Origin of the sequence: Bradyrhizobium ganzhouense, assembly GCF_049949285.1 — a bacterium.
In the GTDB taxonomy this organism is placed as follows: domain Bacteria; phylum Pseudomonadota; class Alphaproteobacteria; order Rhizobiales; family Xanthobacteraceae; genus Bradyrhizobium; species Bradyrhizobium ganzhouense.
The window spans coordinates 5,481,326-5,507,002 of record NZ_CP181318.1; the positions used below are offsets into that span (position 1 = coordinate 5,481,326).

Here is a 25,677-nt window from a genome sequence, read left to right on the forward strand (position 1 = left end):
GTTCGTCCCGTCATCCTGAGGTGCGAGGCATGGGACGCAAGGCGTCCCATGGGGAGCCTCGAAGGATGCACGGCCGAGATGCAGCCGGGCCGCTTATCCTTCGAGGCCTCCGCTACGCTCCGGCACCTCAGGATGACGGGGATGGAATCTTGCGGTCCGAAAGCTGTGACAGGAAATGATCGTGACCGGTGAACGTGACCTCGACGCGCTACTGAGCCACATGAAACCGGAGCTGCAGCCGGGCACCTTCGTGTTCTGCACCATCGCGACAAACGAGCGCATTCCCGCAGCGCTCAATCCGCTGCTGACGTTCCGTGAGCAGGAAGGGACGACGCTGGTCATCCCGCGTGAAGAAGCCGAAGCGGCAGGGCTAAGCTACGCATTCGCCTCGCGCCTGATCACCTTGACGGTTCACTCCGCGCTTGATGCAGTCGGCTTCCTGGCTGCGATTACGACACGTCTCGCCGATGCCGGCATCAGCGTGAATGCGGTCTCCGCCTTCCACCACGACCATCTCTTCGTACCGGCCGACAGGGCCGACGACGCCTTGGCCGCTCTCCAAGCAATGTCAGGGGGGAGCTAGGTTCCAGCCGGCCGCGAGCACAGCGGAAGCAGCTTGTCGCGCGTCAGCGGCGCGAGCTTCACCGATCCTGGCGCGTTGGGGTCCAGCCAGAGAATCTCCTCAATTTCCGCTCCAGGACTGACTGACCGCGCGACAGCGATGCGAAAGATTTCCGCATCGACCAGCCGACCGGGTTCGTGCGCGGCAGGCGCGGTATATCGTCCGACATAAGTCATCTCGTTCGGATCGACTTCGATCCCGAGCTCCTCGGACAATTCGCGCCTCAGGGCGGCCTGTGGATGCTCGCCAGCCTCGATCTTTCCGCCCGGCTGCATGAAGCTCTCGGTGGCGCGCTTCCTGACGAGCAGGACGTGTCCATCGTCGCGGCTGATCAGCGCCGCGGCGATGCGAATGGCATTTTCCGACGTCATTGCGTCCACACCTCAATCCGCGACTGCAATCGCCTCGATCTCGATCAGCCACTCAGGCGCCGCAAGCGCGGAGACGCCGACGAGCGTCGAGGCCGGCGGCTCCATGCCTTCGAAGAAGGCCGAGCGGGCCTTGCCGATGATCGGGCGCAGCTCCGGCTTGTAGCCGACGACGAACGTCGTGATCTTCACAATGTTGCTGTAGGTCGCGCCGGCCGCCTTCAATGCATGACCGAGATTCTGCATCACCTGCGTCGTCTGCGCGGCGATATCGCCCTCGCCGACGATCCGCCCCTCCTCGTCCACCGACACCTGGCCGGAGATGTAGATCGTGCGCGCGCCGGAGGCGGTGACGACGTGTGAATAAGCGGGATTGTGGTGCAGGCCGCTGGGGCGGAGATGGTCGAGCTTGGGCATGGTGTTGTTCCCTGGCTTTTCTTTAATCGGGTGTGAGCCTACCCGGAAACGCGCCCTGCGCCAACGCCGCTATCTCTCCCGCATGCTCTCATGCCGATAGCGCGCAAGCGGCGACAGCAGATAGCTGATGATGCTCCGGGTCCCCGTCTTGATCTCGATGCTCACCGCCATCCCCGGCGAGAGATTGACGTATTTGTCATCGATCAGCATTCGGTCCCTTTCAGGCGATATCCTGGCCGAATAGACCAGCTCCTGCCCCTTGGGCTCGCTGCTGTCCTGCTCCGCGTTCGGCGGACTCGCGCCGTTCTTGTCCACGGGCTTGTCGCGGGTGATCGCATCATGCGACACGCTCGTGACCTTGCCGTCCAGCAAGCCGTAGCGGGTGAAATTGAAGGTATCGACCTTGATCGCCGCGTCCTGGCCGACCTCGATGAAGCCGATGTCGCGGTTCGACAGCATCGCCTCGATTTCCAGCCGGCTCTCCAGCGGCACGACCACCATCAGCGCCTGCGCAGGCGTGACGACGCCGCCGACGGTATGGATCGCAAGCTGCTGGATGACGCCGTCGACCGGCGCGGTCAGCCGCTGAAAGCTCCGCCTCTGCTCGGCCTTCACGACGTCCTGCGTGAGGCCCACGGCCTTCTGCTCGGCCTTGGCGAGGTCATCCGACAGCGAACGTTGATACTCAGCCGTCGTCTTGGTGGAGGTCTCGACCAGCGCAGCGAGCGCCGCATCGGCCTCCTTGTATCGGCTTCGTTGAACGACAAGCTCCTGCTGCTGGCCGACCAGGTCCTGCAGCTCCTGCAGATAAAGCAGCTTTGATCCCAGCTCCTTGTCGAACAATTGCTTGCGCATATCGACCCGCTGCTGAAGCAGCGGGATCGTCGCCTCCAGCTTGCCGATCGTCGCCGTGATCGTCGCCCGCTCGGCCTCCTTCTGCGCGACCTGATGCTCGATCGACGCCAGCTTGGCGTTCTGCTCCGCGGTCTGGCTCGCCAGAAATCGCCGCTGGACCTGCACCAGCTCGGCGGGAGCGGCTTGCGGCGGATGGAATCCGGCGAGCGGATCGGGGCCGTCGGCAAGAGCCGCGCGCAACCGTGCCACCTCGAGCTGCGCGCCGACGAGATCGCTCTTGAGATGGCCGAGCTCGGCCTCGTTCATCGTCGAGTCGAGATCGACCAGCACATCCCCTGCCCGCACTGTCTGGCCATCGGCGACCAGGATGGCGCGCACCACGCTCGTCTCGAACGGCTGGATGACCTTGGTGCGGCCACTCGGGATCACCTTCCCCGGTGCCACTGCGACGATATCGACGGTCCCGAGGCACGCCCAGACGATCGCGACCGAGAAAGCCGCAGCGATCGTGGCGCTGACGGCGCGACCGACCGGATTGGGCGGCGTCTCAACAATCTCCAGCGCCGCCGGCAGAAAGGCGATCTCGTCCCTGCTTCTCGCTGGCGGCTTGTTGGCCGGAAACTGCACGACTTTGCTAGCTGATTTCATGCAGCCCTGCCTGAAGCCGGAATAGCGTGGCGTATCGCCCGCCGGTCTTGACCAGTTCCTCGTGGGTGCCGTCCTCGATCAGGCGGCCCCGATCCATCGTGATGATGCGGTGAGCCATGCGCAGCGTGGAGAGGCGATGCGCGATCACGAAGACGGTGCGGCCCTTGGCGATCTGAATCATGTTCTGCTGCACGATCCGCTCGCTCTCGTAGTCGAGCGCGCTCGTTGCCTCATCGAGGATCAGGATGCGCGGATTGGTGACCAGTGCCCGGGCGATTGCGATCCGCTGCCGCTGCCCGCCCGAGAGCGTGCTGCCCTGCTCGCCGACGACCGTGTCGTACCCCTCGGGAAGCTCGAGGATGAAATCGTGCGCGCCCGCAAGCTTTGCGGCTTCGATCACGCGCTCGATCGACATCGCGGGATCGGCAAGCGCGATGTTGTCGCGGACCGTGCGGTTGAACAGGATGTTCTCCTGCAACACGATTCCGATCTGCCGGCGCAGCCAGGTCGGATCGACCATCGCCAGATCGGTGCCGTCCACCAGCACACGCCCGCTCTCGGGGACGTAGAGCCGCTGGATGAGCTTGGCGAGCGTGCTCTTTCCGGACCCCGACGTGCCGACCACACCGACGAACTGCCCCGCGGGCACGCTCAGACTGACGTCGCTGAGGATCTCCGGGCCGTCGATGCGGTAGCGAAAAGTGACGTGCTCGAATTTGATGTCACCGCGGATCGCGGGCAACGCCGCCCGCCCCGGGGTGTAGACCGGCTCGGCCGCCGTGTTCAGGATGTCGCCTAGGCGCTGAACCGACAAGCGCGCCTGGTGGAAATCCTGCCAGATCTGCGCAAGACGGAGGACCGGAGCGCTGACGCGGCCGGCCAGCAGATTGAACGCGACGAGCTCGCCCACGGTCAAATCACCCGCGATCACCAGCCGTGCACCGAAATAGAGGATGGCGGCGGTCGCGACCTTGCTGACGAACTGGATGGCCTGGCTTGCGGTGTTGCCGAGGCTGATGACGCGGAAGCTCGCGGCCACGTAGCTTGCGAGCTGCTCTTCCCAGCGCCGCTGCATCTGCGGCTCGAGCGCCATCGCCTTCAGGGTCTCGACACCCGTGACGCATTCGACCAGGAACGCCTGGTTCTCCGCGCCGCGCTGAAACTTCTCGTCGAGCCGCCCGCGAAAGGCGGGACTGACGCCGGCGGAGATGGCGATATAAAACGGAAACGACGCCAGCGTCACCATCGTCAGCAGCGGCGAATAGACCCACATCACGGCGATGAAGACGACCGTGAAGAACAGGTCGATCACGATCGTCAATGCGGAGCTGGTAATGAAATTGCGGATGTTCTCCAGTTCGCGCACCCGCGCGACGGAATCGCCGACGCGCCGCGCCCGGAAATAACCGATCGGAAGCGCCAGAAGGTGCCGAAACAGCCGCGCGCCCAGTTCGACGTCGATGCGATTGGTGGTGTGCGAAAACAGATACGTCCGCAGCGCGCCGAGGATCGTCTCAAAGAGCGCGATCGCAATCAGCCCGGTCACGAGGACGTCCAGCGTGGTCATGCTGCGATGGACCAGCACCTTGTCGATCACGACCTGGAACAACAACGGCGAGACGAGCGCGAACAGCTGGAGAAACAGCGACGCGATCAGGACCTCGCCGAGCAGCCGCTGGTACTTCTGAATCGCGCCGAGGAACCAGGTGATGTCGAAACGCCGGGTAAGATCAGTCAGGAGCGCCCGCTTCGCAATCAGGATGGCCCGGCCGTCCCAGGCGGCCTCGAACTCGGCCCGGGTCATCATGATCGGCTTCGATGCATCCGGGACCTGGACGATGATCTTGTCGTCCCCGGCCTTGCCGAGCAGGAGAAATCCACCGTCACGCAAGACCCCGATGCATGGCATCGGAATCCCGGCGAGCCGCTCCCAATTCGTGGAGACCGTCTTCGCTTTGAGGCCAAAGCCCTTTGCGCAACGCAGGATCTCGGTAACGCCAATTTGGGCGCCGAATTGATGGCGGACCTGGTCCGCGCTCGCCCCCACGCCATTCAGGCTCAACATGGCAATGATCGCGTGAAGGCCGGGGTCGCCGGGCGCTTGGGCCGCAGCTTCAGTCATGCGCAGCCCGGCCAAATGCCAGCATCATTGCAGGGAGATCCCAACGAGCCCATTATCTGCTCCATACATCCTCATCAGGCACGACGCAGCAGGGGGCGCCCAAATTGGTATGATATAATAACAATCTATGTTATAGACGGGAAATGCGACTCATATGCGAAAGCAGATTTCAGCTGAACGACCCTTCTTGAGGACTCTTTGCTAGCGCGGGATGGCGTCATTTCGCTCCTTCACCAAGCTTGCAGTGCAATCGAGCCTACGAAATAGGACCTATCCCGCCCCATTGCTCGGGACCAGCCGGATTCATTTTCGCCGATCCATCGCGACGTCGCGAGACCATCGTCTGGCGGCAATCCGTGTGGCGATCGGACGCGTCGATGCGAGTAACATCACATCGAATTGCGAGGAATAAAATGTTACTCGCCGTGTTATGATAACAAATATGATGCGTACATCGTAATAATCGCCCACTCGCCTTGACCAACTCCGGCCGACGACAGCGTCAACAGCATCCAATTCCGCGCCAAATCATCAGACGAAATCCATTTTGCCGACCGTTCACCGATGAATATTGCCCACGTCCCGACTTCTGCGCCTGATGCAAACGGCTCGTCCCGGCCATCGGAGCCCGGACCGGTCAATGCCGCGTCGCCGTCCACGCGGACATCGTCTGTCGCGCCGGACAAGCTGCCCTTCCATCCTCCGGCCGACATGCCGACCCAGTCCGGTCCGCGCGGGATTCGTTTCGACTTCAACGACGGCTGCCGGGTCCGGCTGCCCGAAGCCGATGGCCCCTACCGGGTCCGGCTGAGCGATATCGACAGCGGTAACGTTCTGTTCGAAACCGAGATCAAGTCAGGCCGCATCAATTCGACCAAGCGCTACTTCGTGCGCATCCGCCTCCAGATCTGGATCAACGACGAGATCGTGCTCGCGCACGACTATTCCGCGGCCGACCGCGATGTCCTGATTCAGCTTCCCGAGGTGACACTCGGCGACACCATCGGATGGTTTCCATACGCGGACAGGTTTCGCGCCCTGCACGGTTGTCGCCTGACCTGCACAATGTCCGAAAAGGTCATTCCGCTCTTCCGCAAGGCGTATCCAGAGATCACACTCCTGGCGCACGGCGAGGTCGATCCGCGCCGCTACTACGCGACATACAATATCGGACTGTTCTTCGACGATCAGGACCGGGTGTTTCAACCCTGCGACTTCCGCCATATCGGCCTGCATCGCACCGCAGGCTACATCCTGGGCGTCGACCCGGCCGAGCAGCCGCCGCGCATCGCGCTGGCTGAGGACACGCCTCCCATCGCCGAGCCCTATGTCTGCATCGCCGTGCAGAGCACGACGCAATGCAAGTACTGGAATAACCCGCATGGCTGGCGCGACACCGTTCGCTTCCTGAAACAGGCCGGCTACCGGGTGATCTGCATCGACCAGAAGCCGGTTCACGGCTCAGGATTGGTCTGGAACCACATTCCGCACGGCGCCGAAGATGAGACCGGCGACCGCCCGCTTCAGGAGCGCGCGCGCTGGGTCAGGCACGCGGACTTCTTCATCGGCCTGTCGAGCGGACTGTCGTGGCTCGCCTGGGCAACCGGAACGCCGGTCGTGCTCATCAGCGGCTTCACGCATCCGACCAATGAGTTCGCGACGCCTCATCGCGTCGTCAACTACCACGCCTGCAATTCCTGCTGGAACGATCCTGTTCACAGGTTCGACCACAAAGACTTCCTGTGGTGCCCGCGCCACAAGGATACCCCGCGGCAATTCGAATGCACGCGGCTGATCACCTTCGACCAAGTCAAACGCACGATCGAGAACATCCCGGGCTTCGGGACGCGAAACGGACATAGCACACAGTGAATTTTACCAGGAGAAATGCGATGACTGATACAGTGCAACCCGGCGATACCTTGGATGTCGGCTCCGGGTCGACCGCCGACGGGACTTTGGTCCTTTGGAACGGCACGCTCGAAATCAACGCCGGCGGCACGGCCAATGGGACGGTCGTCAATGGCGGCGGTCTGCTGGTGGTGGACTCCGGCGGGACTGCCGTTGACTCCTTCCTCGGCGGCCTCGCCATCGAAAACGTGTTCGGCACCGACATCAATGCGACGATCGCCGGTGGCGCCGTCATGAACATCTTGAACGGCGGTAAGGCGATCGGCACCACCTTGGACGGCGCCAGCCAGAACGTCTATTCCGGCGGCGTGGCCAGCGGCACCACTGGCGACGGTGTTCAGGCCGTCTACAACGGCGGCATCGCGACGGGCACCAATCTGAGCACCGGCGCCCAATGGGTCTATTCCGGCGGCGTAGCCAGCGGCTCGACGCTCGGCAACGGCATCTACCAGGCCGTCTATGGCGGCGCGATCGTGAGCGCCACGACGATCGCCGGTGGCCAGGAAGACGTCGTCGGCACCGCGTTCGACACGACCATGACGAGCGGGTGGCAATTCATCGGCAGCGGCGGTGTCGCCAGCAACACCACCATGAGCGGCGGCTTTGAATATGTGCTGGCCGGAGGCACTGCGGCCGGCACGCATATGAGCGGCGGATCCCAGATCGTCTGGGACGGCATCGCCAACAACACGGTGATGACCGGCGGCACGCAGACCGTGCTCGGTGGCGGCGTCGTAAGCGGCACGACCCTGACCGGCGCGACGCAGCAGGTGGAGATCTACGGCACGGCGCTCGCCACGGTGGTCAACCGCGGCGGCTACGAAGTCGTAACCTCGGGCGGCGTGACGAGCGGGACGATCGTCAACAGCGGTGGCTACGAGTTCGTCAGCGCGGGCGGAAGCTCGTTCGGGACCACGGTCAACCGTGGCGGCTATGAGATCGTCAGCGCGGGGGCGACCTCGACGAACACGACCGTGAATTCCGGCGGTTACGAGGTCGTCGACACCGGCGGCATCTCGAACGGAGCGACTGTCCTGACCGGCGCCTACGCCATGATCCAGATCGGAGGCCTGGCGACCAATATGGTCATCAGCGCCGGATATCAGTTCGTCTACGGCACGGCGGACAACACGACCAACAACGGAGGCACCGAGTACATCTATGGCGTCGTCGACGGCACGGTGATCGGAAATCACGGCAAGGAGAACGTCATGGGCGTGGCCAACAACGTGGTCGTGAGCAGTGGCGGTCTTCAGACCGTGTCGGGCGGCATCACCAACGGCACGATCGTTAGTAGCGGTGGCGTCGAATTGGTGAACAGCGGCATCGCCAACGGCACGATCATCGCGGGCGGCGTCGAGCACGTTGCTGCGGGTGGTGCAGCGGTCGACGTCAGCTTCCAGGGTGCAGGCGGCACGCTTCAGCTCGACAGCTCCAACCTGTTCTCGGGCCAGATCACCGGGTTCGGCGACACCGACGTCATCGACCTCCGGGACATCGCTTTTGGCGCGGGGACGACGCTTGGCTATGCGGCCGAACCCGGCAACACGGGCGGCACGCTAACCCTCGGCGATGGAGTCAATTCGGCCTCGCTGTTCCTGCTGGGCCAGTACTCGGCTGCGAACTTTGCGCTCGCGTCGGACGGACATGGCGGCTTGATGATCACCGAGCATACGGCGGTGGCGTCGGCGAGCCTGGCCCCCAACGCACTGGCGGCCTGATGATGACGCAGGTGGCGGAGCCCCGGCTCCGCCTGTCCTGAAACATCAAGGGCGCCGCCTCGGAGGCAGCGCCCTTTTCTTCTGGCTCTTGGACCGGTGGGCGCGCCGAGCCCCGGCGCTCAATTGCAGGGTTTGCTGTCCTTGACGTCGAACTTGCCCATCGCACCGGAAATGACAAAGTCGTTGTAGTCGAGCACGAGCTGGCGGGAGACGCCGTTTTCGTAGAGCTCGAACGACATCGCATAGACCGGCGTCTGCTCGCCTTCCTTCTGCTGAACGTCGCGATCGAAATAGCTGACGGTCACCGGCCAGCGCTTCAGCGATTTCATGTGCTCGTCCGACGTCGACGGATCGGGCGAGGCGGTGCGGTCGTCGGGGATCGGCTGACCGATCACGGTCAGCGTGTTGTAGACCTTCTGGCCGTCGTCGGAGCCGTCATAGACGGAGAGCTCCAACAGCGATTTGCCGTCCTTGGCGGCGGCAATGATGTGCTGGATCTGCTCGGTCGGAAACACGATCTTGCCGTCGAGGGTGAAATTTTTCGGTGCAGGCAACTTCAGCTTGACGTTGATGTGGTCGCCGTCGCGCTCAGCCGAGCCGTCGACCAGGCCGGCCTCGGTCTCGTTCATCCGCGTCTCGATCTTGAAACGGTAGCTTTTTCCTGTGGCGTCCTCCCAGGAATTGGAGCGGAGATCGCTGAGCGTAATCTTGCCTTCGCCGCTGTCGAGCTCGGAGACCTGGCGGAATTCGGACGTATAGCCCTCGCAGCTGCTCCCGGCGAAATTGTAGAGAATGCGGCCGCGCGCGCTGTTGATGGAATTGGAACGCGATTTGACGAGACTGAGATCGTAGAGCGCCTGGTGCGCGAGGAACGGACCGTTCGCTGCATGCGCGCCGCCACCGGCGCCTACAGTGGCCGCCGCGAGCGCCATCACACCGAGTGAAGTCCGGAAAAGGTGCACCATGTCTGTTCCTTGGGGGACGCGCAGATTCGACACTTTAATGACCGTTCCATTGCGTCGCAACTGCGGCGGTTTCACGTAAAGTTGCGCCTCTCCGTTGAATCTCCTGAGCTGCCTCATGAAAATGCAGTCCACCCCGCGCCCGACCGCCCTATCGGCTTGCTTGCATGTGGCGGCATGATGGGCGAAACAGGGCGCGCCCGGCGGTCACCAGACGCGCCGGAGCGGATGATTTTCCAGACATCGAGGTCGAGACATGGCGGGCACGGTCGAGCAAAAACTGGCGGAACAGGGCATCAAGCTGCACGACGCCCCCACCCCCGTCGCCAATTACGTGCCGTTCGTACGCACCGGCAATCTGCTGTTCGTCTCCGGCCAGGTCTGCTTCGCTCCCGACGGCAAGCTGATCGCCAAGGGCAAGCTGGGCGCGGGCGTCTCGCTCGAGGAAGGTGCTGCGGCCGCGCGTGGCTGTGCCGTCAACCTGCTCGCGCAGGTCAAGGCGGCGCTTGGCGACCTCGACAAGGTCGTACGCGTGGTGCGCCTCGGCGGTTTCATCAACTCGGCGCCGGACTTCGTGGACGGGCCGAAGGTTCTCAACGGCGCCTCCGACCTGATGGTCGCGGCCTTCGGTGACAAGGGCCGCCACGCCCGTACCACCGTCGGCGTCGCCTCGCTGCCCGCGGATGCGGCGGTCGAGGTCGAAGGCGTGTTCGAGGTCGCCTGACATCGATGCGTGCTCCGGATTGGCTGACAGCGCGGCCGGTCGCCCATCGCGGCCTGCATGACATCTCGCGCGGCTTCGTCGAGAACATGCCGGGCGCGGTGCAGGCGGCGGTTGCGGGCAATTTCTCGATCGAGGTCGACATCCAGCTTTCCGCCGACGGCGAGGCCATGGTGCACCACGACCATGCGCTCGGCCGCCTCACCGAAGCCAGCGGCCCGGTGGTCGCGAAGACTGCAGCCGAGCTGAAGGCCATCAAGTTCAGGGATACACCTGAGCGGATGATGTCGCTCAGTGACCTCTGCGCCATGGTCGCCGGCCGCGTGCCGCTGGTGATCGAGGTGAAGAGTCATTTTGACGGCGACCGCAAGCTGGTGAAGCGGATGGCCGAGGTGCTGGCGTCCTATCAGGGGCAAGCGGTCGGGATGTCCTTCGACCCCGACCAGGTGCTGGCGCTGCGCGAGCTGCTGCCCTCCCGCCCGCGCGGCATCGTCGCGCAGCGGAGCTATGAGGACGAGTACTGGGCCTACCTGACGCCGCAGCAGCGCGATAGCATGCTGTATCTTCGCCATGGCTTCCAGACCCAGCCGCATTTCGTCGCCTTCAAGGTCGACCACCTGCCGGCGCCCGCCCCTTGGGTCGCCCGCAACGTATTTGGTTGCGCCCTGCTCGGCTGGACCGTGCGCACGCCGGAGCAGCGGACGCGGGTCGGGCAATGTGCGGACCAGATGATTTTTGAGGGATTCGTGCCGTAGGCTTGAGTTCCCGCCCTCTTGAAGTCGCTGCTGCAATGCACGATCTTGGGCGCAATGGCATCATCCGACATCACGCTCGAGGCTGTACCGTCCATTGGCGAAGTCTCGCCTGCGGATTGGAACGCCTGCGCCAATCCCGGCAAGGCCTGCAATGGGCATGGCGCGGGAACCTCATCCGGGCTCCCAGGCGATTCTGCCGGCCTGTTAAAACCCTCCTATAACCCGTTCGTCTCGCATGCGTTTCTCTCCGCCGTCGAGAAATCGGGTTCGGCGACCATCCGCACCGGTTGGGGGCCGCGGCATCTCGTGGCCAAGATCGACGGCCGCGTCGCCGGAATCGTGCCTTGTTATCTGAAATCGCATTCTCAGGGAGAATACGTCTTCGACCGCGGCTGGGCCGACGCCTATGAGCGCGCCGGCGGACGCTATTACCCAAAGCTCCAGGTTTCGGTTCCCTTCACGCCGGCGACCGGACCGCGGTTGCTGGTCCGTGACGGTGTCGATCGTGATCGCATCACGGAGGCCTTGGCGAGCGGGCTGGTGGCGCTGTGCGGCGTCAGCAAGGCCTCCTCGGTCCACGTCACCTTCGCCCGCGAGGCCGAGTGGAAGCTGCTCGCCCAGCACGGCTTCCTCCAGCGCACCGACCAGCAGTTCCACTGGCGCAACGAGGGCTTTGCCACCTTCGACGATTTCCTGGCGACGCTGAACTCGCGCCATCGCAAATCAATCAAGCGCGAGCGGCGCGACGCGCTCGCCGCAGGGATCACGATCCACTGGCTCACGGGCAGCGACATCACCGAGGATGCCTGGGACGCCTTCTTCGCGTTCTACATGGAGACCGGCTCGCGCAAATGGGGCCGGCCCTACCTCACGCGCGAATTCTTCTCGCTGATCGGCGAGACCATGAGCGATGATGTGCTCCTGGTGATGGCCCGCCGCAACGACCGCTGGATCGCAGGCGCGATCAACTTCATCGGTTCGGACACGCTGTTCGGCCGCAACTGGGGCGCGGTCGAGCATCATCCGTTCCTGCATTTCGAGGTCTGCTACTACCAGGCGATCGATTTCGCCATCAAGCGCGGTCTCACCTATGTCGAGGCCGGCGCGCAGGGCGAGCACAAGATCGCGCGCGGCTACCTGCCGCGGACCACGCACTCCGCGCACTTCATCGCCGATCCCGGCCTGCGCCGCGCCATCGACGAATACCTCAAGCGCGAGCGCGCCTATGTCGCCGAGGCCGGACGCGAGCTCGCCGAGCTCGGCCCGTTCCGGAAAGGCATCGGCGAGGCGCCTTGACGGTTTGCCATCGCTGGTGACAGTAAGCGCAAAACCAAGCTCAAAATTCCTGGGAGCCGCCGCCATGACCGCCTATGACCCGAACAACATCTTCGCAAAGATCCTGCGCGGCGAGTTTCCCTGCCATAAGGTCTATGAGGACGAGCACGTCTTCGCCTTCCTCGACATCATGCCGCGGGTGCCCGGCCACACGCTGGTGATCCCGAAGGCGCCCGCCCGCAACATCCTCGACATCAAGCCCGATGACTATGCCCACGTCGCCCGTGGTGCGCACAAGATCGCAGCTGCCGCGATGAAAGCGTTCAAGGCCGACGGCATCACCATACAGCAGTTCAACGAGCCCGCCGGCGGACAGGTGGTGTTTCATCTCCACATGCACGTGATGCCGCGCCATGACGGCGTCGCGATGCTGCCGCCCGCGAGCCGCAAGGAAGACGTCAAGGTGCTGGAGGAGAATGCGACCAAGCTGATCGCCGCGTTGAAGGGCTGACCGTTATTCCGTCTGGAAATCCCCCGGCTGCGGTGCGGCCAGCGGCGTAAACTCGCACCGATCGGGCTTGATGTCGATCAGCGGCGTGTTGTCGAGGCAATCGAGGCCGCGCACCAGGATCGTGCCGCCCACGATGCCGACGAGCTTCACGATCGAGGTGCCGATCGGATTGGGCCGGACCGGCGAGCGCAGCGAAAACGTGCCGCGGGTCTTCTCGTTGTTCTTCGGGCTCTGCAGCACGATGTCGCGGCGCGACTTGTCGAGCCAGTAGAGCACTTCGAGATTGCTGTAGAAATCGACGCCCTTGATCGCGGGCAGGAAGGGCTCGAAGATCTCGAGGCGACACACCGGGCCGTCGGCGCGGCCCTGGCGCGGCGTCTCCAGCCGCGAGGTCCAGGGCGTGCGGATGCGGCCGATGAAGACGAGGCCGGCATCCTCCGTCGACGGCAGCTCGATGGCGACCTCGCCCTCGCGGAGTTCGTTTTCGCGAACCATATTTCCAGTTCCTTGGCTGTTCGGAGGTGGTTTTAGCCCAACCACCACTTGCCGGCCAGCATGAAGACCTCGCCGGCGACAACGCCCGCAAAGATCGAGCGGCGGGTCAGCAGGAACACGACGAGGCCGGCGCCGACCGCGCCATAGCGCAGGCCGTCCGGCACGCTGGCGAGCGCGCCGGGGGGCTCGACGACGATCTGGGCGATGACGCCGGCCAGGATCGCGGTCGCGACCGCCCTCACCCAGACCAGCAGCTCCGAGCCCTCGTCGATGCCGCCGCCGAACCACAGGCCCAGCATGCGCCATATCTGGTTGGGGATGACGCCGGCGACGAACAGCACGACCAGCGCCTGCCAGTCGCCGATGAGTTGCGCGGCGCTCATGCGCGCACCTCCCGCCACCAGTGCACGCCATAAGCGATCGTGCCCGCCGCAAGGCCACTGACGAGGATATCGAGGCCGGAGTTCATCTTCGCGGCCAGCGGATAGAGCAGAACCCCAAGCGCCAGCGCGACGACATCGGCGACCTCGCGGCTGTTGCGCGCGGTCGAGAACAGGAAGGACAACGGCGTCAGCAGCAGGATCGCGGCGCCCAATGTCTGAGTGAGGTTGGCGGCGAGGAAATAGCCGATCGTGTTGGCGGTCAGACACACCGAGACCAGACCGAAGCCAAGTCCGTTGACGAAGGCGATGCGCCGCTCGCGCGGCACCTGCGGCAGGAAGCGATGGCATTCGACCCACAGCGTCACGGCCGTCAGATGCGCCGCGAAGAACAGCTCACGCCGCTTGGTCGTCGGCGTGCGCATCAACGGCAGCACCGAGACCACCATCGGAAACAGCCGGATGGCGCTGACGGTGACCGCGATCGCCGACTGGATGACGGTCGCGCCCGAGCCGAGCGTGGTGATCAAGATGATCTGCGCCGGCCCGGCCCAGACGAACAATGTCGAGCAAAGCGCCCAGACCAGGCTGAAATGGCTGTCATGGGCGAGCGCGCCGATGCCGAGATAGGTCGCGAACAGGACGAGCGTGAGGATCGTCTGCGTGATCGAGCGCAGCCCCCAGGTGAAGGCGCGCCACGGACTTTGCCATTGAGGGGAATCGAGCGGAGGAAGCGCCACGGAACGGCCGGCTGAGGTTGCAGAATCGTGGCCGCATAACGGGCAATGCGGGCGGCCGCGTCAAGGAAGCACGCGGCGGGGCTGGCATGCGCGTGCTCCCTACCCGCTCACGCCCCGGTTCTTCAGCACGAAGCAGGCGCCGCCCGCTTTTCGGATGCGGTTGCAGAGATCGTCGGCCTCCGGGCGCGTGTCGGTGCCGATACGCACCTGGTAGAAGGTATGCGAACCGCGGCTGCGCACCACCGAGGAGAGCAGACTGGGATCGCGCTCGCCGATCACGGCGCTGAGGCGCGTGACGGCGCGGGAGTACATCGCCAGCGCCTTGTTGCGATCGAAGCCGGCGGCGAGCTGAACGCCCCAGATCTTGGCGGCGGCGAGCTCGACATGCTGCTCGAGCTCGGCAACGAACGGGTTCGGCGCGCGCTTCAACAGCGCCATCAGGTCGCGACAGCTCGTCGGCGGCGAGCTGGGCGGCCCCTTGCCGGTGCTGCCGGCCTTGGCCCATGCGTCAACCGTCGCGCCGGTGATGGCATAGACGTAGTTGCGGGTCTGCTCCGGCATGCCACCGGTGCCGGCGAGCCATTCCTGCACCCGCCGCGGTCCGGCATTGTAGGCGGCAGCGGCCAGGCCGAGATTGCCGAACTGGTTGCGCAGCTCGTTCAAGAACTCGGCCGATTTCGGCAGGGCCTGCACCGGATTGAAGGGATTGAGAAGCCCGCGCTCGCTCGCGGTGCCCGGCATGAACTGCGCGATCCCCTGCGCATGCTCGCCGCTGCGGGTCATCGGGCCCACCGCATCGGCCTGGAAGCGGCTCTCCTGCCAGATCACGCGGGCAAAGAATTCGAGCGGCAGACTGGCATCGCGCGCGGCCGCCTCCACGATCAGGCAAATCGATTCCCGCGTGTCGCTCTCGCGGCCATCCGCCGGCTTTTCCGGCGGCATCGCAAGCTCCTCGACGCTGGGGACGGCGACGTTGGTCTTTGCGGGTGAGCTGTCCCAAGCCATCGCCTGTGTCGCGGACACGAGCAATACGGGGATGATGCGTGATGCGATTCGCGTCGGCCGTGCCCAAGTATCCCCGTGGCGCACGCGGGCGCGGCATGCAACAAGATGATCTGCCATATCGTGGCGTCGTGCCATGGTTCGATGAGTTGCCAACAAATGCCGCCTGAGCTGCTTCTCCCAATGCGCACCCCCGCCAAAGGGATCCGCGCGATCCTTGCCCTCGCATTATTGATCCTGTCCGCCGCGCCAGCCATGGCGCAAGTGAACTGGCGGATGACCACCGAATATCCCGAGAACAACATATCCGGGATCGGGCTCAACACTTTCGCCGATCACGTGGCCGCTCGCACAAACGGTTTCGTGACCGTGACCAACGCCTTCGACAATCAGCTAAAGATCAGCTCGGGCGAGATGCCGCGCGCGGCGCTGGACGGCCGGATCGCCGGCGGCGACGCCTTTGCGGGCGCGCTCTCGGGCCTCGACCCCGTGCTCGGTCTCTCGACGCTACCCTTCCTGGTGCAATCGGTCGACGTCGCTCGCGCCGCCAATGTGCGCGCACGCCCGCTTTACGAAAAGGCCCTCGCCGCCCGCGGCCTCAAGCTGCTCTATCTGACGATCTGGCCGGCCACGGGCCTATGGTCGGATCGCGCGCTTGCGGGCGCCGACGATCTGCCGACACTCAATTTGCGCGCTTACGATGCCAATTCCAGCGAGGTGATGAAGGCGGCCGGCGCCAACGCGCAGTTCCTGCCGATGGACAAGGCGCTTGCCGGCCTGAAGGAGCATCAACTGAACGCGTTCCTCACCTCCGGCGACGGCGGAGCGGGACGCAAGCTGTGGGACTTCCTGCCCTATTTCACGGCCATCAACTACGCAATGCCGGTCTCGATCGCTTTCGTCCGCACCGAGGCATTTGCCGCGCTACCCGAGCCGATGCAGCGCGAGGTGCTGGCAGCCGCAGCCGAGACCGAGCAAAGCCAGCTCGCGCTGCTGGCCCACCGCACGACCGAGAATTATGCGCGCATGCGCGACAACGGCGTCAAAATCGCCGAGCCCGCGCCACCATCGCTCGTCGCGGCGCTGCGCTCGGCCGCAACGGCCACGATCGCCGCCTGGGAAGCGCAGGCGGGCGCGGATGCCGCCGCGATCGTCGAATGGGCGAAGCAGCAATAAGCGAGCCACGCCCGCAAGTCCCGTCTTTCGCTCGCTTCGGTCCTATGCCGAGACGGGGTTTTCTGTGCTGATTGCGCGATCCAGGGCATCAATCAGCGTTTGAAGTTCGACGAATTTGTTTCGGGCCCGCTCGGCCTTGTCACGATCAAAGGGAGCGGCCAGCACCTTCGCATGCTGGTCTCTGTCCTCGATCATGCGATTACGGGCCTTCTTCAATGTTTCAAGTCGCTCGTTCATCTCGGATCCTCTGCCAATATTTTTCGACCGCGACCGGGGATTCAGTCGAAGCCCGCCGGAAGCTCGCCCTTTCGGAAGAACACCGTAGGCTCATCGTCATAGTCACCCATTTCGGGATCGCCGCTGGACGAGAACGCGACGACGCCGAGCTTGCTCAAGGCCAGTCTCTCCGCCGTCCGCAGCGCACCGCTTTGCGACTTGCAGACGATGGGAGAGTCGGCCTTCAGATTTCCGCCCCTGCCGGCATTGAACGCCTGCACGACGTAGGTTGTTTCTCGGACCATGACGGCACCTCTGACCTGTTGGCAAACGGAGTTGACGTCAACGACCGTGAAAGCCGCGCTCAGCCGCGCATCGCTTCGATGAGCGCGAAAATTTTGATCGTTGCGAAACTGGAGAAGGTGTCCGACACGGCATATGGCAAGACGATCTGGTCATTGTGCCTCATCGCACCGCAGGTATAGACGACGTTGGGGACATACCCTTCGCGCTCGGACGGTTCAGGTCGCAACAGCGGCTCGACCGAACGTGCCAGCACCTTGGACGGGTCGCGCTTGTCGAGCAGCGCGGCTCCGATCGAGTATTTGCGGATCGGACCGACGCCGTGCGTCAGCAGCAACCAACCTTCGTCGAGTTCGATCGGCGACCCACAATTACCGATCTGGACGAACTCCCAGGGAAATTGCGGCTTCAGAAGGGGGACCCCGCCGCCTTCCCACGTGTAGAGGTCGTCCGAATAGAGCAGGTACAGGTTCTCATTGTCCTGTCGCGCGATCATGGCATAGCTGCCGCCGATCTTGCGTGGGAACAGCGCCATGCCCTTGTTGAGTGCCGCAGCCCCCCGCAAAGGCGTTAGCCGAAACGACATGAAATCGCTGGTCTCGATCAATTCCGACCGGATCGCGCGTCCGCTGTAAGCCGTATAGGTCGCGTAGTAGGTCTCCCGATCGCCGTCGCTGAATTTGACAAAGCGCGCATCCTCGATGCCGTTCGATTGGGATTCGGTAATGGGAAAGATGACCCGCTCGCTGAGGTCTTCCTCAGGCCTGAACATCAATTCCACACGGTCGCCGTCCGGCCCGGATACGCGATGGGTGATCCGGGGGACCGAGGCAAGGCGCGCCGTCGGGTCGACGGCCAGGCTTCCGTCAGCCGCAATCGTTCCGGTTCGAAACGTCAGTGACGACACATGCCCCTCGCCGATGGCTCGGAGACTGAGGATGAAGCGCAAGCCTCCCTTCGGTGCCCCCGATTGATCGGGGTGCGGGATGATGCTGGGATTGAACAAGGCAGATGCTTCGAACGAATACTCACTGAGAAAATAGGCGCCGACCAGCTGACGCTGCGTCTTTGAGAAGACGCCATGCGTTGCGAACGCATCCTCCATTTCATCCGCGCGGGTCTCGAACCTCTCCAAAAGATTACGATGTCGACCCTGGAAATTGTCGAGGACATCCGCAAGCTGAACCGCGACGGCTTCCGAACTGAGCGCCAGAACCCGGTCGACGATATGATTTGCACGCATCTTGTCGGTCGGGTTCAGGTCGCGGGGTTCGGTTGCCGGCTTGAATGGCCGCACGATGACTCGCGCTGGATCGGGGCGCAGATGGAGCCCCTGCCGGTTCAGGAAAGAAACTTGTGACACGGCATCCTCGGCTTGCTGAATGAAAAGATGAAGTTCAGGCGCTCACGGCGCGCAAGGCTGTGGACCTTGTCAGGCTCGGGTTGGCGCGCGCAAGCTGACGCATCTCCGCAAGTCCAAGGAGATAGCAAACAACCGACTCGCCCCCGCGGTTTTCGTTAGCGCGATCGGGGTGTAAGCCATCCCGGCAACTGCCAGTGAGCGGATCGACCAGCGCCACTGAGAGATCGTTGCTGCCGAGGAACCAGGCGAAGGCCCGCGTTGCCATGGCTTTCCATTCGGCATTGCCGTCGGCACGCCACGCGGTGAGGCAGGCAGCGATCGTTGCCGTTGCCTCCACGGGCTGCTGATCAAACGGACGAGGATGTTGCCGCCGTTCGCCGAAGCCGGCGGTGCCGACCGGTCGGAAATGACCTGCCGCGGTCGTCTGTTGCGTCATGAGCCAGCGCAGAGACCTCAATCCGCCATCGAGATATTGAGGCATTTGCGTCGCCACACCCGTGAGTATCAGGGCCTGCGGCAATCGCGCGTTGTCGTAGGCCAGCCCTTCTTCAAACCACACCCAATCCGGCGTCTCGACCGACGTCAGGCAGGACATTAACCTGTCGGCAAGGGAATGCCGGACTTCCCGGGCGTGGAGATCGTCGGGAGCTACAGCGCAATAGGCGTCCAAACCCAGCAGCATGAACGCCCACGCTCGTGGCGAGCGAAAGCTCTCCGCGATCGACAATGCCTGGGCGAACAAGGCAGCGGCCCACAGGCGCCGGGCCGGGCTCGCGTCTCTGCGTGCAGCCTCGCCCAAGGCCCATAGCGTGCGCCCGTGACTGTCTTCGGACCCTCTGTCTTCAAGCCAGGTTCGATTAAAGCCCATGAAGTTGCGAAATTGCCTGGTGTCAGGGTTCCAGGCGTGCTGCACGAATGCCGCAAACCGGCTCGTCAGGACCTCCGACAGCGGCTGTTCGCCTGGACTATTGAGGGCGCAGGCCAGCAGCAGCGCTCGGGCATTGTCGTCGACGCAATAGCCGTGCGCGCGATCCGGCACCGAATGGACCGCGTGCTGGAACAGGCCGACATCATCGCACATCGACAGGAAATGGCCGATCTGCATATCGGGCGGCGCGGGGCTACGTGGCTCCGACGCGTTCATGTCGGAGCGCGCGAAGACCTTCAACCGATGACCCTGCCGCGCATTGTCGAACACGGACACGTAGCGCTCGGCCACCCGCTCCCATGTCATCATCCGGCTTGCCGCATAGGCGCGCCGGGACATCGCCTGCCGGCGGGCGTCGTCGGTCAGCAAGTTTGCGATCTCGTTGCCGATCGCCGCGGCGTCGCCAAAAGGCACCAGGACACCGCACCCGTCGGCAAGCAGCTCGCGTGCGTGCCAGTAAGGCGTCGAGACGACCGGCTTCCCCAGTCCGAAGCTGTAGGCCAGGGTTCCCGACGTCATCTGGGCCTCGTTGAGGTAGGGCGTGACATAGACGTCGCACATCGAGATGAATTCGAGCAGCGTCGCCAGATCGGCGAACCGATCGAAGAACACCACGTGGTCGTCAATTCCGAGTTCGCGCACCCGCGCCATCAGGCTCTCGCGATAGGCTTCGCCCTGGTTCCGGACCAAATTGGGGTGCGTTGCGCCGAGCACGACATACACCGCATTTTCGCAGCGCTTCAGAATCGACGGCATGGCGTCGATCATGACTTCGATACCCTTGTTCGGTGACAACAGGCCGAATGTCAGGATGACCGATTTTTGCTCGAATCCAAGCTTGGTTTTCGCTGCATCGGGCTCGACGAAGGCGACATCGGGAATGCCGTGGGCGATGACCTCGATCTTGTCGTCAGGTACCAGGTAGACCTCGCGCAACAGTTCGCGGCCCTTATTCGCCATCACCACGACCTTCGACGACGCCTCGACAATGCGTTCCATGACCATCCGTTGCGCAGGTGTCGGATTGGCCAGAACGGTATGGAACGTCGTCACCACCGGCATGGCAAGGCGGGACAACAACACGAGGATATGTGCCCCGGCTTCACCACCGAAAATTCCAAACTCGTGTTGCAGACACACAGTGTCGAACCGGCCGGCATTCAGGAAATCCGCTGCCCGCACGTAGTCTTCGATATTGCCGTCCTTGATCTGGAACGCGACCGCCGGAGGATAATCATAAGCTTGACCGCGATCGGTCATTGCAACGATGCAAGTCTCCAGATCCTGGCGCGAAGTCGATATCGCGTTCTTCAGATCGGTCGTATAGGTCGCAATTCCGCACCGGCGTGGCAGCGAGTTGCCGATGACGGCGATACGGCGGAGCGGTGTCATGTCGGCACCTCAATGATTTCGCTTGATGTCGGAGCGTTCACGGCTTCAACAGCCTCGGCAGATGTTCTTTAGTTTCGCCGCGGTTCTGGCCTCTTCCGCGGTGAACGGGTCCTGATAAGCACCGCGGGACGCGTCGTCCTCCGCAACAGCGGGCTTCTTCACTTTCGGCGGAAACGCAGCGTCGTAACACGCAAGGCGTCCGCTTGTGCTGTCGATCGCGCGGCAGTCCGGCTCTTTCGCGACAGCACTTTGCACGAGTGCGCCAAGCGCCAATGCGACAAAAAGCATCTTCATGTAGGTATCTTTCTTTACGGGGATCTGGGCGCGGTCATTGGACGAACCGCCGGCGGATCTTCATGCCTCGAACTGGTCGAACTCGTCAGACAGCAGGACCCGGCCTTGCGGCGTGCATATCCGCACGTCGATATAGCCTTCCTGCAGCAGCTCCCTCGCCTTCTTCAAAGCGGCATCCGTGGTGGCGCGGGCCAAGCTGATGTACCCGCTTTGATCGCGGCCGCTCACCAGATACTGCAGCGGCGTTCTATCCATGCAGAAGCGCCGCAGCAGCTACCAAAAGCAGCAGAAAGAGCGGGACGATCACCGGCGGCACGATCCAGTCGGCCAGGCGAAATCGAGGCATGCGCGCTCCTCCTCGTTCGGCGGGAGCGCAAGTGACCCTCAGTCACCGATGGATGCCATGGGAAGGGCGGTGATGGCCCGACTCTACGCTTGCCCCCGGCCAATAGCGAGCCCTTAAACGGTACACAACGTCAGCCATCCCGATTTCGGCGTGATGACGGTTGCGCATTGCCTTGGCCAGCGGCCTCGTTTAGGTCAAACAGCGACGCTGGTATCAACACGGACGCGGCAAGAATGGCGACAATCTTCTTCGATCTCGACGGAACGCTGACCAACCCGAAACCCGGGATCACCCGCTCCATCCAGTACGCCCTGGAGCGGCTGAGCCTCGCGGTGCCGAGTGAGGACGAGCTGACCTGGTGCATCGGGCCGCCGCTGCATGCGAGCCTGAAGAAGCTCACCGGGACCGACGCGTTGGCCGACCAGGCGCTGTTGCTCTATCGTGAGCGCTTCAGCGATATCGGCCTGTTCGAGAACGAGGCCTATGCTGGCATCATCGACACGCTGACGACGATTGCCGCGACCGACCAGCGCATGTTCGTTGCGACCAGCAAGCCCGCCGTCTACGCCACCCGCATCGTCGATCATTTCGGCCTGAAGCCGTATTTCGAGCGCGTGTTCGGCTCCGAGCTCGACGGCACCCGTGTCGACAAGCGCGACCTGCTCCGCTACGCGCTCGACGAGACCGGGGTCGATGCGAACAGCGCCATCATGATCGGCGACCGCAGCCATGACGTGGTCGGCGCCCGGACCAACGGAATGACCGCGATCGGCGTGCTCTATGGCTATGGCAGCGAGGCCGAGCTGCGGGACGCCGGCGCGCATCACATCTGCGCCGCGCATCCGGAGCTGCCCGGCCACTGCGTCGCCTAAGCTGTAACCGTCTCGACCGCCGCAAGCATTCCCGTCTTCGGATGGCAATTCAGATATTCGAAGAACTGCTCGTCAACGGCCGCCACCGTAACCTCGTGATAGAGCCGCAGCTTGGCTGACGGCCCGAGCGTCGAGAGATATTTCATCGCCGCGCCGAAGATTTTGACATGGGTCGGATGCGATTCCGCCCAGCGCTCCAGTGCGGCGAGACTTTTCCACCAGCTCTGACCGTAGGATTTTTCACTCGCGTCGCCGTCAGCCGAGAGCACTTGCATGTAGCGGTTGGCATAGCAGCCGATCGCAAGCCCGTCGTCGCGCAAGAAATCCATGCCCTCGCGGAGCACCGGCTCGACGTCCTCGAGATAGAGCTTGCGCTCCGACGCTTCGGTATCGCTCCAGTCCTGCCCGGAGCGGATCAGGCAGAGATTGTCGTTCGCCTTCACGCGCACCCGCGCACCATCACGGATCAATTCCGGATTGCCGCCCGGCGACATCGGATCGGTCTGCGACAGCGGAATGCGGTCGCGCATGCCGCCCCAATAGGCGTGCTCCTGAACCTCGCCGCTCATGCCGTTGGCGATCACAGCAACACCTTCGGGCCTGCCGAGCGAGGAGAACAGCGTCTCGTGCCGCGCCACCGTGGGACGCAGCACCTCGATGAAGGTGCCGATTCCGTCGCGGTGCTTTCCGGTCCACGCCTCGCGTGCCAGCGCAAACCAGGCGTCGAAGCGCGCGATGTCGTCCCAATAGGCGACCGAGACAACGTTTGTGTGGCCGGCCTGGTCGACATAGTGCGCGCGGTCCCAGTGCGAGGGACCACCCTCGCCGGCGAACAGCCCGGCGATTTCCGCGAGCGCTTCCGTCGCAGCCACCGGCGTCGCCCCACGATATTGCACACCGAAATACGCCATCACGACGCGGCTCACGGCGGGCTTGTAGCGCGCCACGAACGACGGATATGGCGGCTGGTAATCGTCCGGCACGCGCTTGTGGCGCGTGCGCTGGGTTTCGAGATGCAGAGGAATTGCGGATTCCATGATCGTGCCTCCCTTTGATCCCTGCGATCAGCTTGCTGCCGCGTTGATGTCCGTGGGCTCAATGGTATCCACCGGCAGCGCGAACTGCTCGACGCGCTTGTACGGCTTCTTGTTGAGCAGCAGCCGCGTGACGTCGGGCCGCGAATAATGTCCGGCGGGATCGGCGGCATTCTTGGCGACGCCGATGGCGCCGAGGTCGATCTCGGCGATCAGCAGCCCCTCCTGGTCCGGCGCCAGCTTGTCGCCGATCTGGCTGCCGTCGGGCCCGTAGATCGCGGCAAAACCGCCGCCCACATGCAGCAGCGCGTTCTTGTCCGGCCGGTCGCAGAGCTCGTCGATCATCGCCTGCGAGACCGTCGCGCAGGGCGCCAGCACGAAGCAGGAGCCCTCCACCGCATAGACGCGCGAAGCGGCGTTGTTCACCTCCGCGCCGAGCGCCGGCGCAAAGGGGTCGTACAGCGAAAAGCTCGGCCAGGCCGCAACGTGCACCTGCTCGTTCTGGGCGTACATGGCGTATTTCGATAGCGGCTGGAGATGCTCCCAGCAGCACAGCGCGCCGATACGGCCGATGTCGGCGCGCGCATGGACCGCAAGATCGCTGCCGTCGCCCTCGCCATAGACGGTGCGCTCGGCATGGGTCGGCCGCAATTTGCGGCGTTTTGCAATCGTCTCGCCATCCGGCCCGATCAGCCATTGCGCCAGATAAAGGCTGCCGCCGTCGCGCTCGGACAGGCCGAATACAGCCGTGAGCCGCGCTTTCCGCACCGCATCGCGCAGCCGCTCGGCCTGCGGGCTGTCGTAGGACAGCGAATTGTCGAAATAGCGCTGCACAAAACCGCGGCCGATCGCCCAGGCCGGCGAGTCCATCCAGATATGCCAGGGGTAGCCGGGGATGAAGGCTTCCGGAAACGCGATCAGCTTGGCGCCCTTCTCCGCGGCGTCCCTGATCAGCGCGATCGACTTGTCGATCGAGGCGTCGAGGTCGAGCCAGGCGGGTGCCGCCTGCACCACCGCGACCTTGTATTTCGGATGTTCGATGCCCATTGCCGCCTCCATTGCCGGTTGATCGGAGACCACGTCCGATGCAGTCTATTGGGCCAAGCCGGGCGGCCGCGCGCTCGACCACGGCGGAACAAAAACTCGACTGGAAGGGATCGCCGCCCCGGTACGGAACTTGCCTGCGGTCAGGCTGGATCTGCGCCACCATGCGGTTTTGCTGGATGTGAAAGGGAGGCCTGCGAAATGCCAATCCAGTTCACGACAGACGGCAGCCCCGGCTACCGCCGGCTCGCCCTCTGGCAGGACATCGTCTGCGACGTCTTCGTCGGGCTCGACTGCAAGTCGGACCTCGGCAGTGCCTTCCACGGCTCGGTCACGCAAGTCGCGCTTGGCAAGGCCGTTTGCTCCGAGGTCTGCTCGGACCGTCAGCACGTTTTCCGCACGCCCTCGCGCATCGCGCGCTCGGATCAGGATTATGTTCTCGTTGCGCTCGGCCATCGCGGCGATGGCGGCGTGGTGCAGGATGGCCGGGAGACCGTGATCCATCCCGGCGAGTTCGCGCTCTACGACACCACGCGTCCCTACGAGCTGAAGTTCAAGGACACCTTCTCCCAGACCATCTTCAAGGTGCCCCGCGAGATGTTGCAGCGCCGGCTCGGCGCCACCGAGACACTCACCGCGATCACATTCGGGGCCGATGCGCCGCTCGAGCGGCTCGCCTATGATTTCATCTTCCGCCTCTGCCAGAGCGCGGACCGGCTCGCCCCCAACAGCGCCGCCGCCCTGTCCGAGCAAGCCGTCGACCTGCTCGCCATGGCGCTGAGCGAACGGCTCGGCGGGACGTCGCTGCCATCCTCAACCCATCGTTCTGCCCTGCTCTACAGGCTCAAGGCGCATATCCGCACACGCCTCGCCGATCCCGACCTCTCGCTGGCCGAGACCGCCGCCGCGCTCGGCATCTCCTCGCGCTACGTCAACGATCTCCTCGCCGACGAGGACACCTCGTTCCAGCGCCATGTGCTTGCCGAGCGCCTCGCCCAGTGCAAACGTGACCTCGCCTCGCCGGTACTCGCCCAGCGCCACATCAGCGAGATTGCGTTTGCCTGGGGCTTCAACGATCTCTCGCATTTCGGCCGCGTCTTCCGCGAGCATTTCGGGATGTCGCCACGCGACTTCCGGCAGAGTCAGCTGCGACACTAAGATCCGCTCCAGCCAGCCATCATCGCGAGCCTTCGTCTCAGGCGAA

27 protein-coding genes are annotated in these 25,677 nt (G+C 63.9%); 10 read left to right on the plus strand and 17 right to left on the minus strand.

The annotated features are described in order from the left end of the window. Positions 1-181: 181 nt before the first annotated feature. Positions 182-583, plus strand: a complete 402-nt coding sequence (locus ACLFLU_RS25195) for an ACT domain-containing protein (RefSeq protein WP_426414072.1) — start codon at positions 182-184, stop codon at positions 581-583. Here ACLFLU_RS25195 and ACLFLU_RS25200 read toward each other — a convergent pair. From ACLFLU_RS25200 to ACLFLU_RS25215, 4 genes are all read right to left on the minus strand, one after another. Further along, positions 580-993 carry an NUDIX hydrolase gene (locus ACLFLU_RS25200; protein WP_426407517.1) on the minus strand — a complete coding sequence of 138 codons (414 nt, stop codon included), beginning with the start codon at positions 991-993 and terminating at the stop codon, positions 580-582. The two genes, ACLFLU_RS25195 and ACLFLU_RS25200, sit on opposite strands and share 4 nt — an antisense overlap. A gap of 12 nt (positions 994-1,005) precedes the next feature. After that, the gene (locus tag ACLFLU_RS25205) at positions 1,006-1,407 is read right to left on the minus strand and encodes a RidA family protein (protein ID WP_334522199.1); all 402 of its coding nucleotides are present in this window, start codon (positions 1,405-1,407) and stop codon (positions 1,006-1,008) included. 69 nt (positions 1,408-1,476) lie between these two features. After that, positions 1,477-2,910, minus strand: a complete 1,434-nt coding sequence (locus ACLFLU_RS25210) for an HlyD family type I secretion periplasmic adaptor subunit (protein WP_426407518.1) — start codon at positions 2,908-2,910, stop codon at positions 1,477-1,479. Continuing rightward, positions 2,897-5,032 carry a type I secretion system permease/ATPase gene (locus ACLFLU_RS25215; protein WP_426407519.1) on the minus strand — a complete coding sequence of 712 codons (2,136 nt, stop codon included), beginning with the start codon at positions 5,030-5,032 and terminating at the stop codon, positions 2,897-2,899. Before ACLFLU_RS25215 ends, ACLFLU_RS25210 begins: the two co-directional genes overlap by 14 nt. 564 nt (positions 5,033-5,596) lie before the next feature. Here ACLFLU_RS25215 and ACLFLU_RS25220 point away from each other — a divergent pair. Next, entirely contained in the window at positions 5,597-6,904 is a 1,308-nt protein-coding gene (locus ACLFLU_RS25220; protein ID WP_426407520.1) for an autotransporter strand-loop-strand O-heptosyltransferase, read from the plus strand. Positions 6,905-6,924: 20 nt separating this feature from the next. Next, complete coding sequence (locus ACLFLU_RS25225; RefSeq protein WP_426407521.1) at positions 6,925-8,664, plus strand: hypothetical protein; 1,740 nt, start codon at positions 6,925-6,927, stop codon at positions 8,662-8,664. Positions 8,665-8,783: 119 nt separating this feature from the next. On the opposite strand, the gene ACLFLU_RS25230 is transcribed toward ACLFLU_RS25225, so the two are convergent. Then, the gene (locus ACLFLU_RS25230) at positions 8,784-9,629 is read right to left on the minus strand and encodes a cell envelope integrity EipB family protein (protein ID WP_426407522.1); all 846 of its coding nucleotides are present in this window, start codon (positions 9,627-9,629) and stop codon (positions 8,784-8,786) included. Between the two features lie 253 nt (positions 9,630-9,882). Between ACLFLU_RS25230 and ACLFLU_RS25235 the strand changes: the two genes are divergently transcribed. From ACLFLU_RS25235 to ACLFLU_RS25250, 4 genes are all read left to right on the plus strand, one after another. After that, a complete protein-coding gene (locus ACLFLU_RS25235; protein ID WP_426407523.1) occupies positions 9,883-10,350 on the plus strand; it encodes a RidA family protein in 468 nt (155 codons plus the stop codon). 5 nt (positions 10,351-10,355) lie between these two features. Then, complete coding sequence (locus ACLFLU_RS25240; RefSeq protein WP_426407524.1) at positions 10,356-11,102, plus strand: glycerophosphodiester phosphodiesterase; 747 nt, start codon at positions 10,356-10,358, stop codon at positions 11,100-11,102. A 54-nt stretch (positions 11,103-11,156) separates the two neighbouring features. Beyond that, positions 11,157-12,398 (plus strand): GNAT family N-acetyltransferase, encoded by a 1,242-nt coding sequence (locus tag ACLFLU_RS25245; protein ID WP_426407525.1) that lies wholly within the window; start codon positions 11,157-11,159, stop codon positions 12,396-12,398. A gap of 64 nt (positions 12,399-12,462) precedes the next feature. After that, positions 12,463-12,888 (plus strand): HIT domain-containing protein, encoded by a 426-nt coding sequence (locus ACLFLU_RS25250; RefSeq protein WP_426407526.1) that lies wholly within the window; start codon positions 12,463-12,465, stop codon positions 12,886-12,888. 3 nt (positions 12,889-12,891) lie between these two features. Here ACLFLU_RS25250 and tsaA read toward each other — a convergent pair whose 3' ends face one another. The 4 genes from tsaA to ACLFLU_RS25270 all read right to left on the minus strand — a co-directional run bounded on the left by tsaA (position 12,892) and on the right by ACLFLU_RS25270 (position 15,508). After that, the gene (gene tsaA, locus ACLFLU_RS25255) at positions 12,892-13,383 is read right to left on the minus strand and encodes a tRNA (N6-threonylcarbamoyladenosine(37)-N6)-methyltransferase TrmO (RefSeq protein WP_426407527.1); all 492 of its coding nucleotides are present in this window, start codon (positions 13,381-13,383) and stop codon (positions 12,892-12,894) included. 32 nt (positions 13,384-13,415) lie between these two features. Continuing rightward, positions 13,416-13,766 (minus strand): AzlD domain-containing protein, encoded by a 351-nt coding sequence (locus ACLFLU_RS25260; protein ID WP_334522232.1) that lies wholly within the window; start codon positions 13,764-13,766, stop codon positions 13,416-13,418. Continuing rightward, the gene (locus tag ACLFLU_RS25265) at positions 13,763-14,503 is read right to left on the minus strand and encodes an AzlC family ABC transporter permease (RefSeq protein WP_283052126.1); all 741 of its coding nucleotides are present in this window, start codon (positions 14,501-14,503) and stop codon (positions 13,763-13,765) included. The genes ACLFLU_RS25260 and ACLFLU_RS25265 overlap by 4 nt, the downstream gene beginning before the upstream one ends. Positions 14,504-14,602: 99 nt before the next feature. Next, entirely contained in the window at positions 14,603-15,508 is a 906-nt protein-coding gene (locus ACLFLU_RS25270; protein WP_426407528.1) for a transglycosylase SLT domain-containing protein, read from the minus strand. A gap of 156 nt (positions 15,509-15,664) precedes the next feature. Here ACLFLU_RS25270 and ACLFLU_RS25275 point away from each other — a divergent pair, with 156 nt between their 5' ends. Then, positions 15,665-16,681, plus strand: a complete 1,017-nt coding sequence (locus ACLFLU_RS25275) for a TRAP transporter substrate-binding protein (protein ID WP_426407529.1) — start codon at positions 15,665-15,667, stop codon at positions 16,679-16,681. 42 nt (positions 16,682-16,723) lie between these two features. Here the strand turns inward: ACLFLU_RS25275 and ACLFLU_RS25280 are convergent, their stop codons facing one another. The 6 genes from ACLFLU_RS25280 to ACLFLU_RS25305 are packed head-to-tail and all read right to left on the minus strand — an operon-like array spanning position 16,724 to position 21,432. Further along, the gene (locus tag ACLFLU_RS25280) at positions 16,724-16,918 is read right to left on the minus strand and encodes a hypothetical protein (RefSeq protein ID WP_426407530.1); all 195 of its coding nucleotides are present in this window, start codon (positions 16,916-16,918) and stop codon (positions 16,724-16,726) included. A 41-nt stretch (positions 16,919-16,959) separates the two neighbouring features. Next, positions 16,960-17,202, minus strand: coding sequence for a hypothetical protein (locus ACLFLU_RS25285; RefSeq protein WP_426407531.1), 243 nt, complete (start codon positions 17,200-17,202; stop codon positions 16,960-16,962). Between the two features lie 59 nt (positions 17,203-17,261). Next, on the minus strand, positions 17,262-18,563 hold the full coding sequence (locus ACLFLU_RS25290; RefSeq protein WP_426407532.1) for a glycoside hydrolase family 130 protein: 1,302 nt from the start codon (positions 18,561-18,563) through the stop codon (positions 17,262-17,264). A gap of 34 nt (positions 18,564-18,597) precedes the next feature. Continuing rightward, a complete protein-coding gene (locus ACLFLU_RS25295) occupies positions 18,598-20,883 on the minus strand; it encodes a glycosyltransferase family 4 protein (RefSeq protein ID WP_426407533.1) in 2,286 nt (761 codons plus the stop codon). 45 nt (positions 20,884-20,928) lie between these two features. Next, positions 20,929-21,177, minus strand: a complete 249-nt coding sequence (locus ACLFLU_RS25300) for a type VI secretion system-associated protein TagO (RefSeq protein WP_426407534.1) — start codon at positions 21,175-21,177, stop codon at positions 20,929-20,931. 60 nt (positions 21,178-21,237) lie between these two features. Beyond that, complete coding sequence (locus ACLFLU_RS25305) at positions 21,238-21,432, minus strand: hypothetical protein (protein ID WP_426407535.1); 195 nt, start codon at positions 21,430-21,432, stop codon at positions 21,238-21,240. A gap of 324 nt (positions 21,433-21,756) precedes the next feature. Between ACLFLU_RS25305 and ACLFLU_RS25310 the strand changes: the two genes are divergently transcribed. Further along, a complete protein-coding gene (locus tag ACLFLU_RS25310) occupies positions 21,757-22,395 on the plus strand; it encodes an HAD family hydrolase (RefSeq protein ID WP_426407536.1) in 639 nt (212 codons plus the stop codon). Here ACLFLU_RS25310 and ACLFLU_RS25315 read toward each other — a convergent pair. Together ACLFLU_RS25315 and ACLFLU_RS25320 are read right to left on the minus strand one after the other, a co-directional pair. Continuing rightward, positions 22,392-23,432, minus strand: coding sequence for a phenylacetaldoxime dehydratase family protein (locus ACLFLU_RS25315; RefSeq protein WP_426407537.1), 1,041 nt, complete (start codon positions 23,430-23,432; stop codon positions 22,392-22,394). The two genes, ACLFLU_RS25310 and ACLFLU_RS25315, sit on opposite strands and share 4 nt — an antisense overlap. Positions 23,433-23,459: 27 nt before the next feature. Continuing rightward, the gene (locus ACLFLU_RS25320; RefSeq protein WP_426407538.1) at positions 23,460-24,476 is read right to left on the minus strand and encodes a carbon-nitrogen hydrolase family protein; all 1,017 of its coding nucleotides are present in this window, start codon (positions 24,474-24,476) and stop codon (positions 23,460-23,462) included. Positions 24,477-24,674: 198 nt separating this feature from the next. Between ACLFLU_RS25320 and ACLFLU_RS25325 the strand changes: the two genes are divergently transcribed. After that, a complete protein-coding gene (locus ACLFLU_RS25325; RefSeq protein ID WP_426407539.1) occupies positions 24,675-25,631 on the plus strand; it encodes a helix-turn-helix domain-containing protein in 957 nt (318 codons plus the stop codon). Positions 25,632-25,677: the final 46 nt, after the last annotated feature.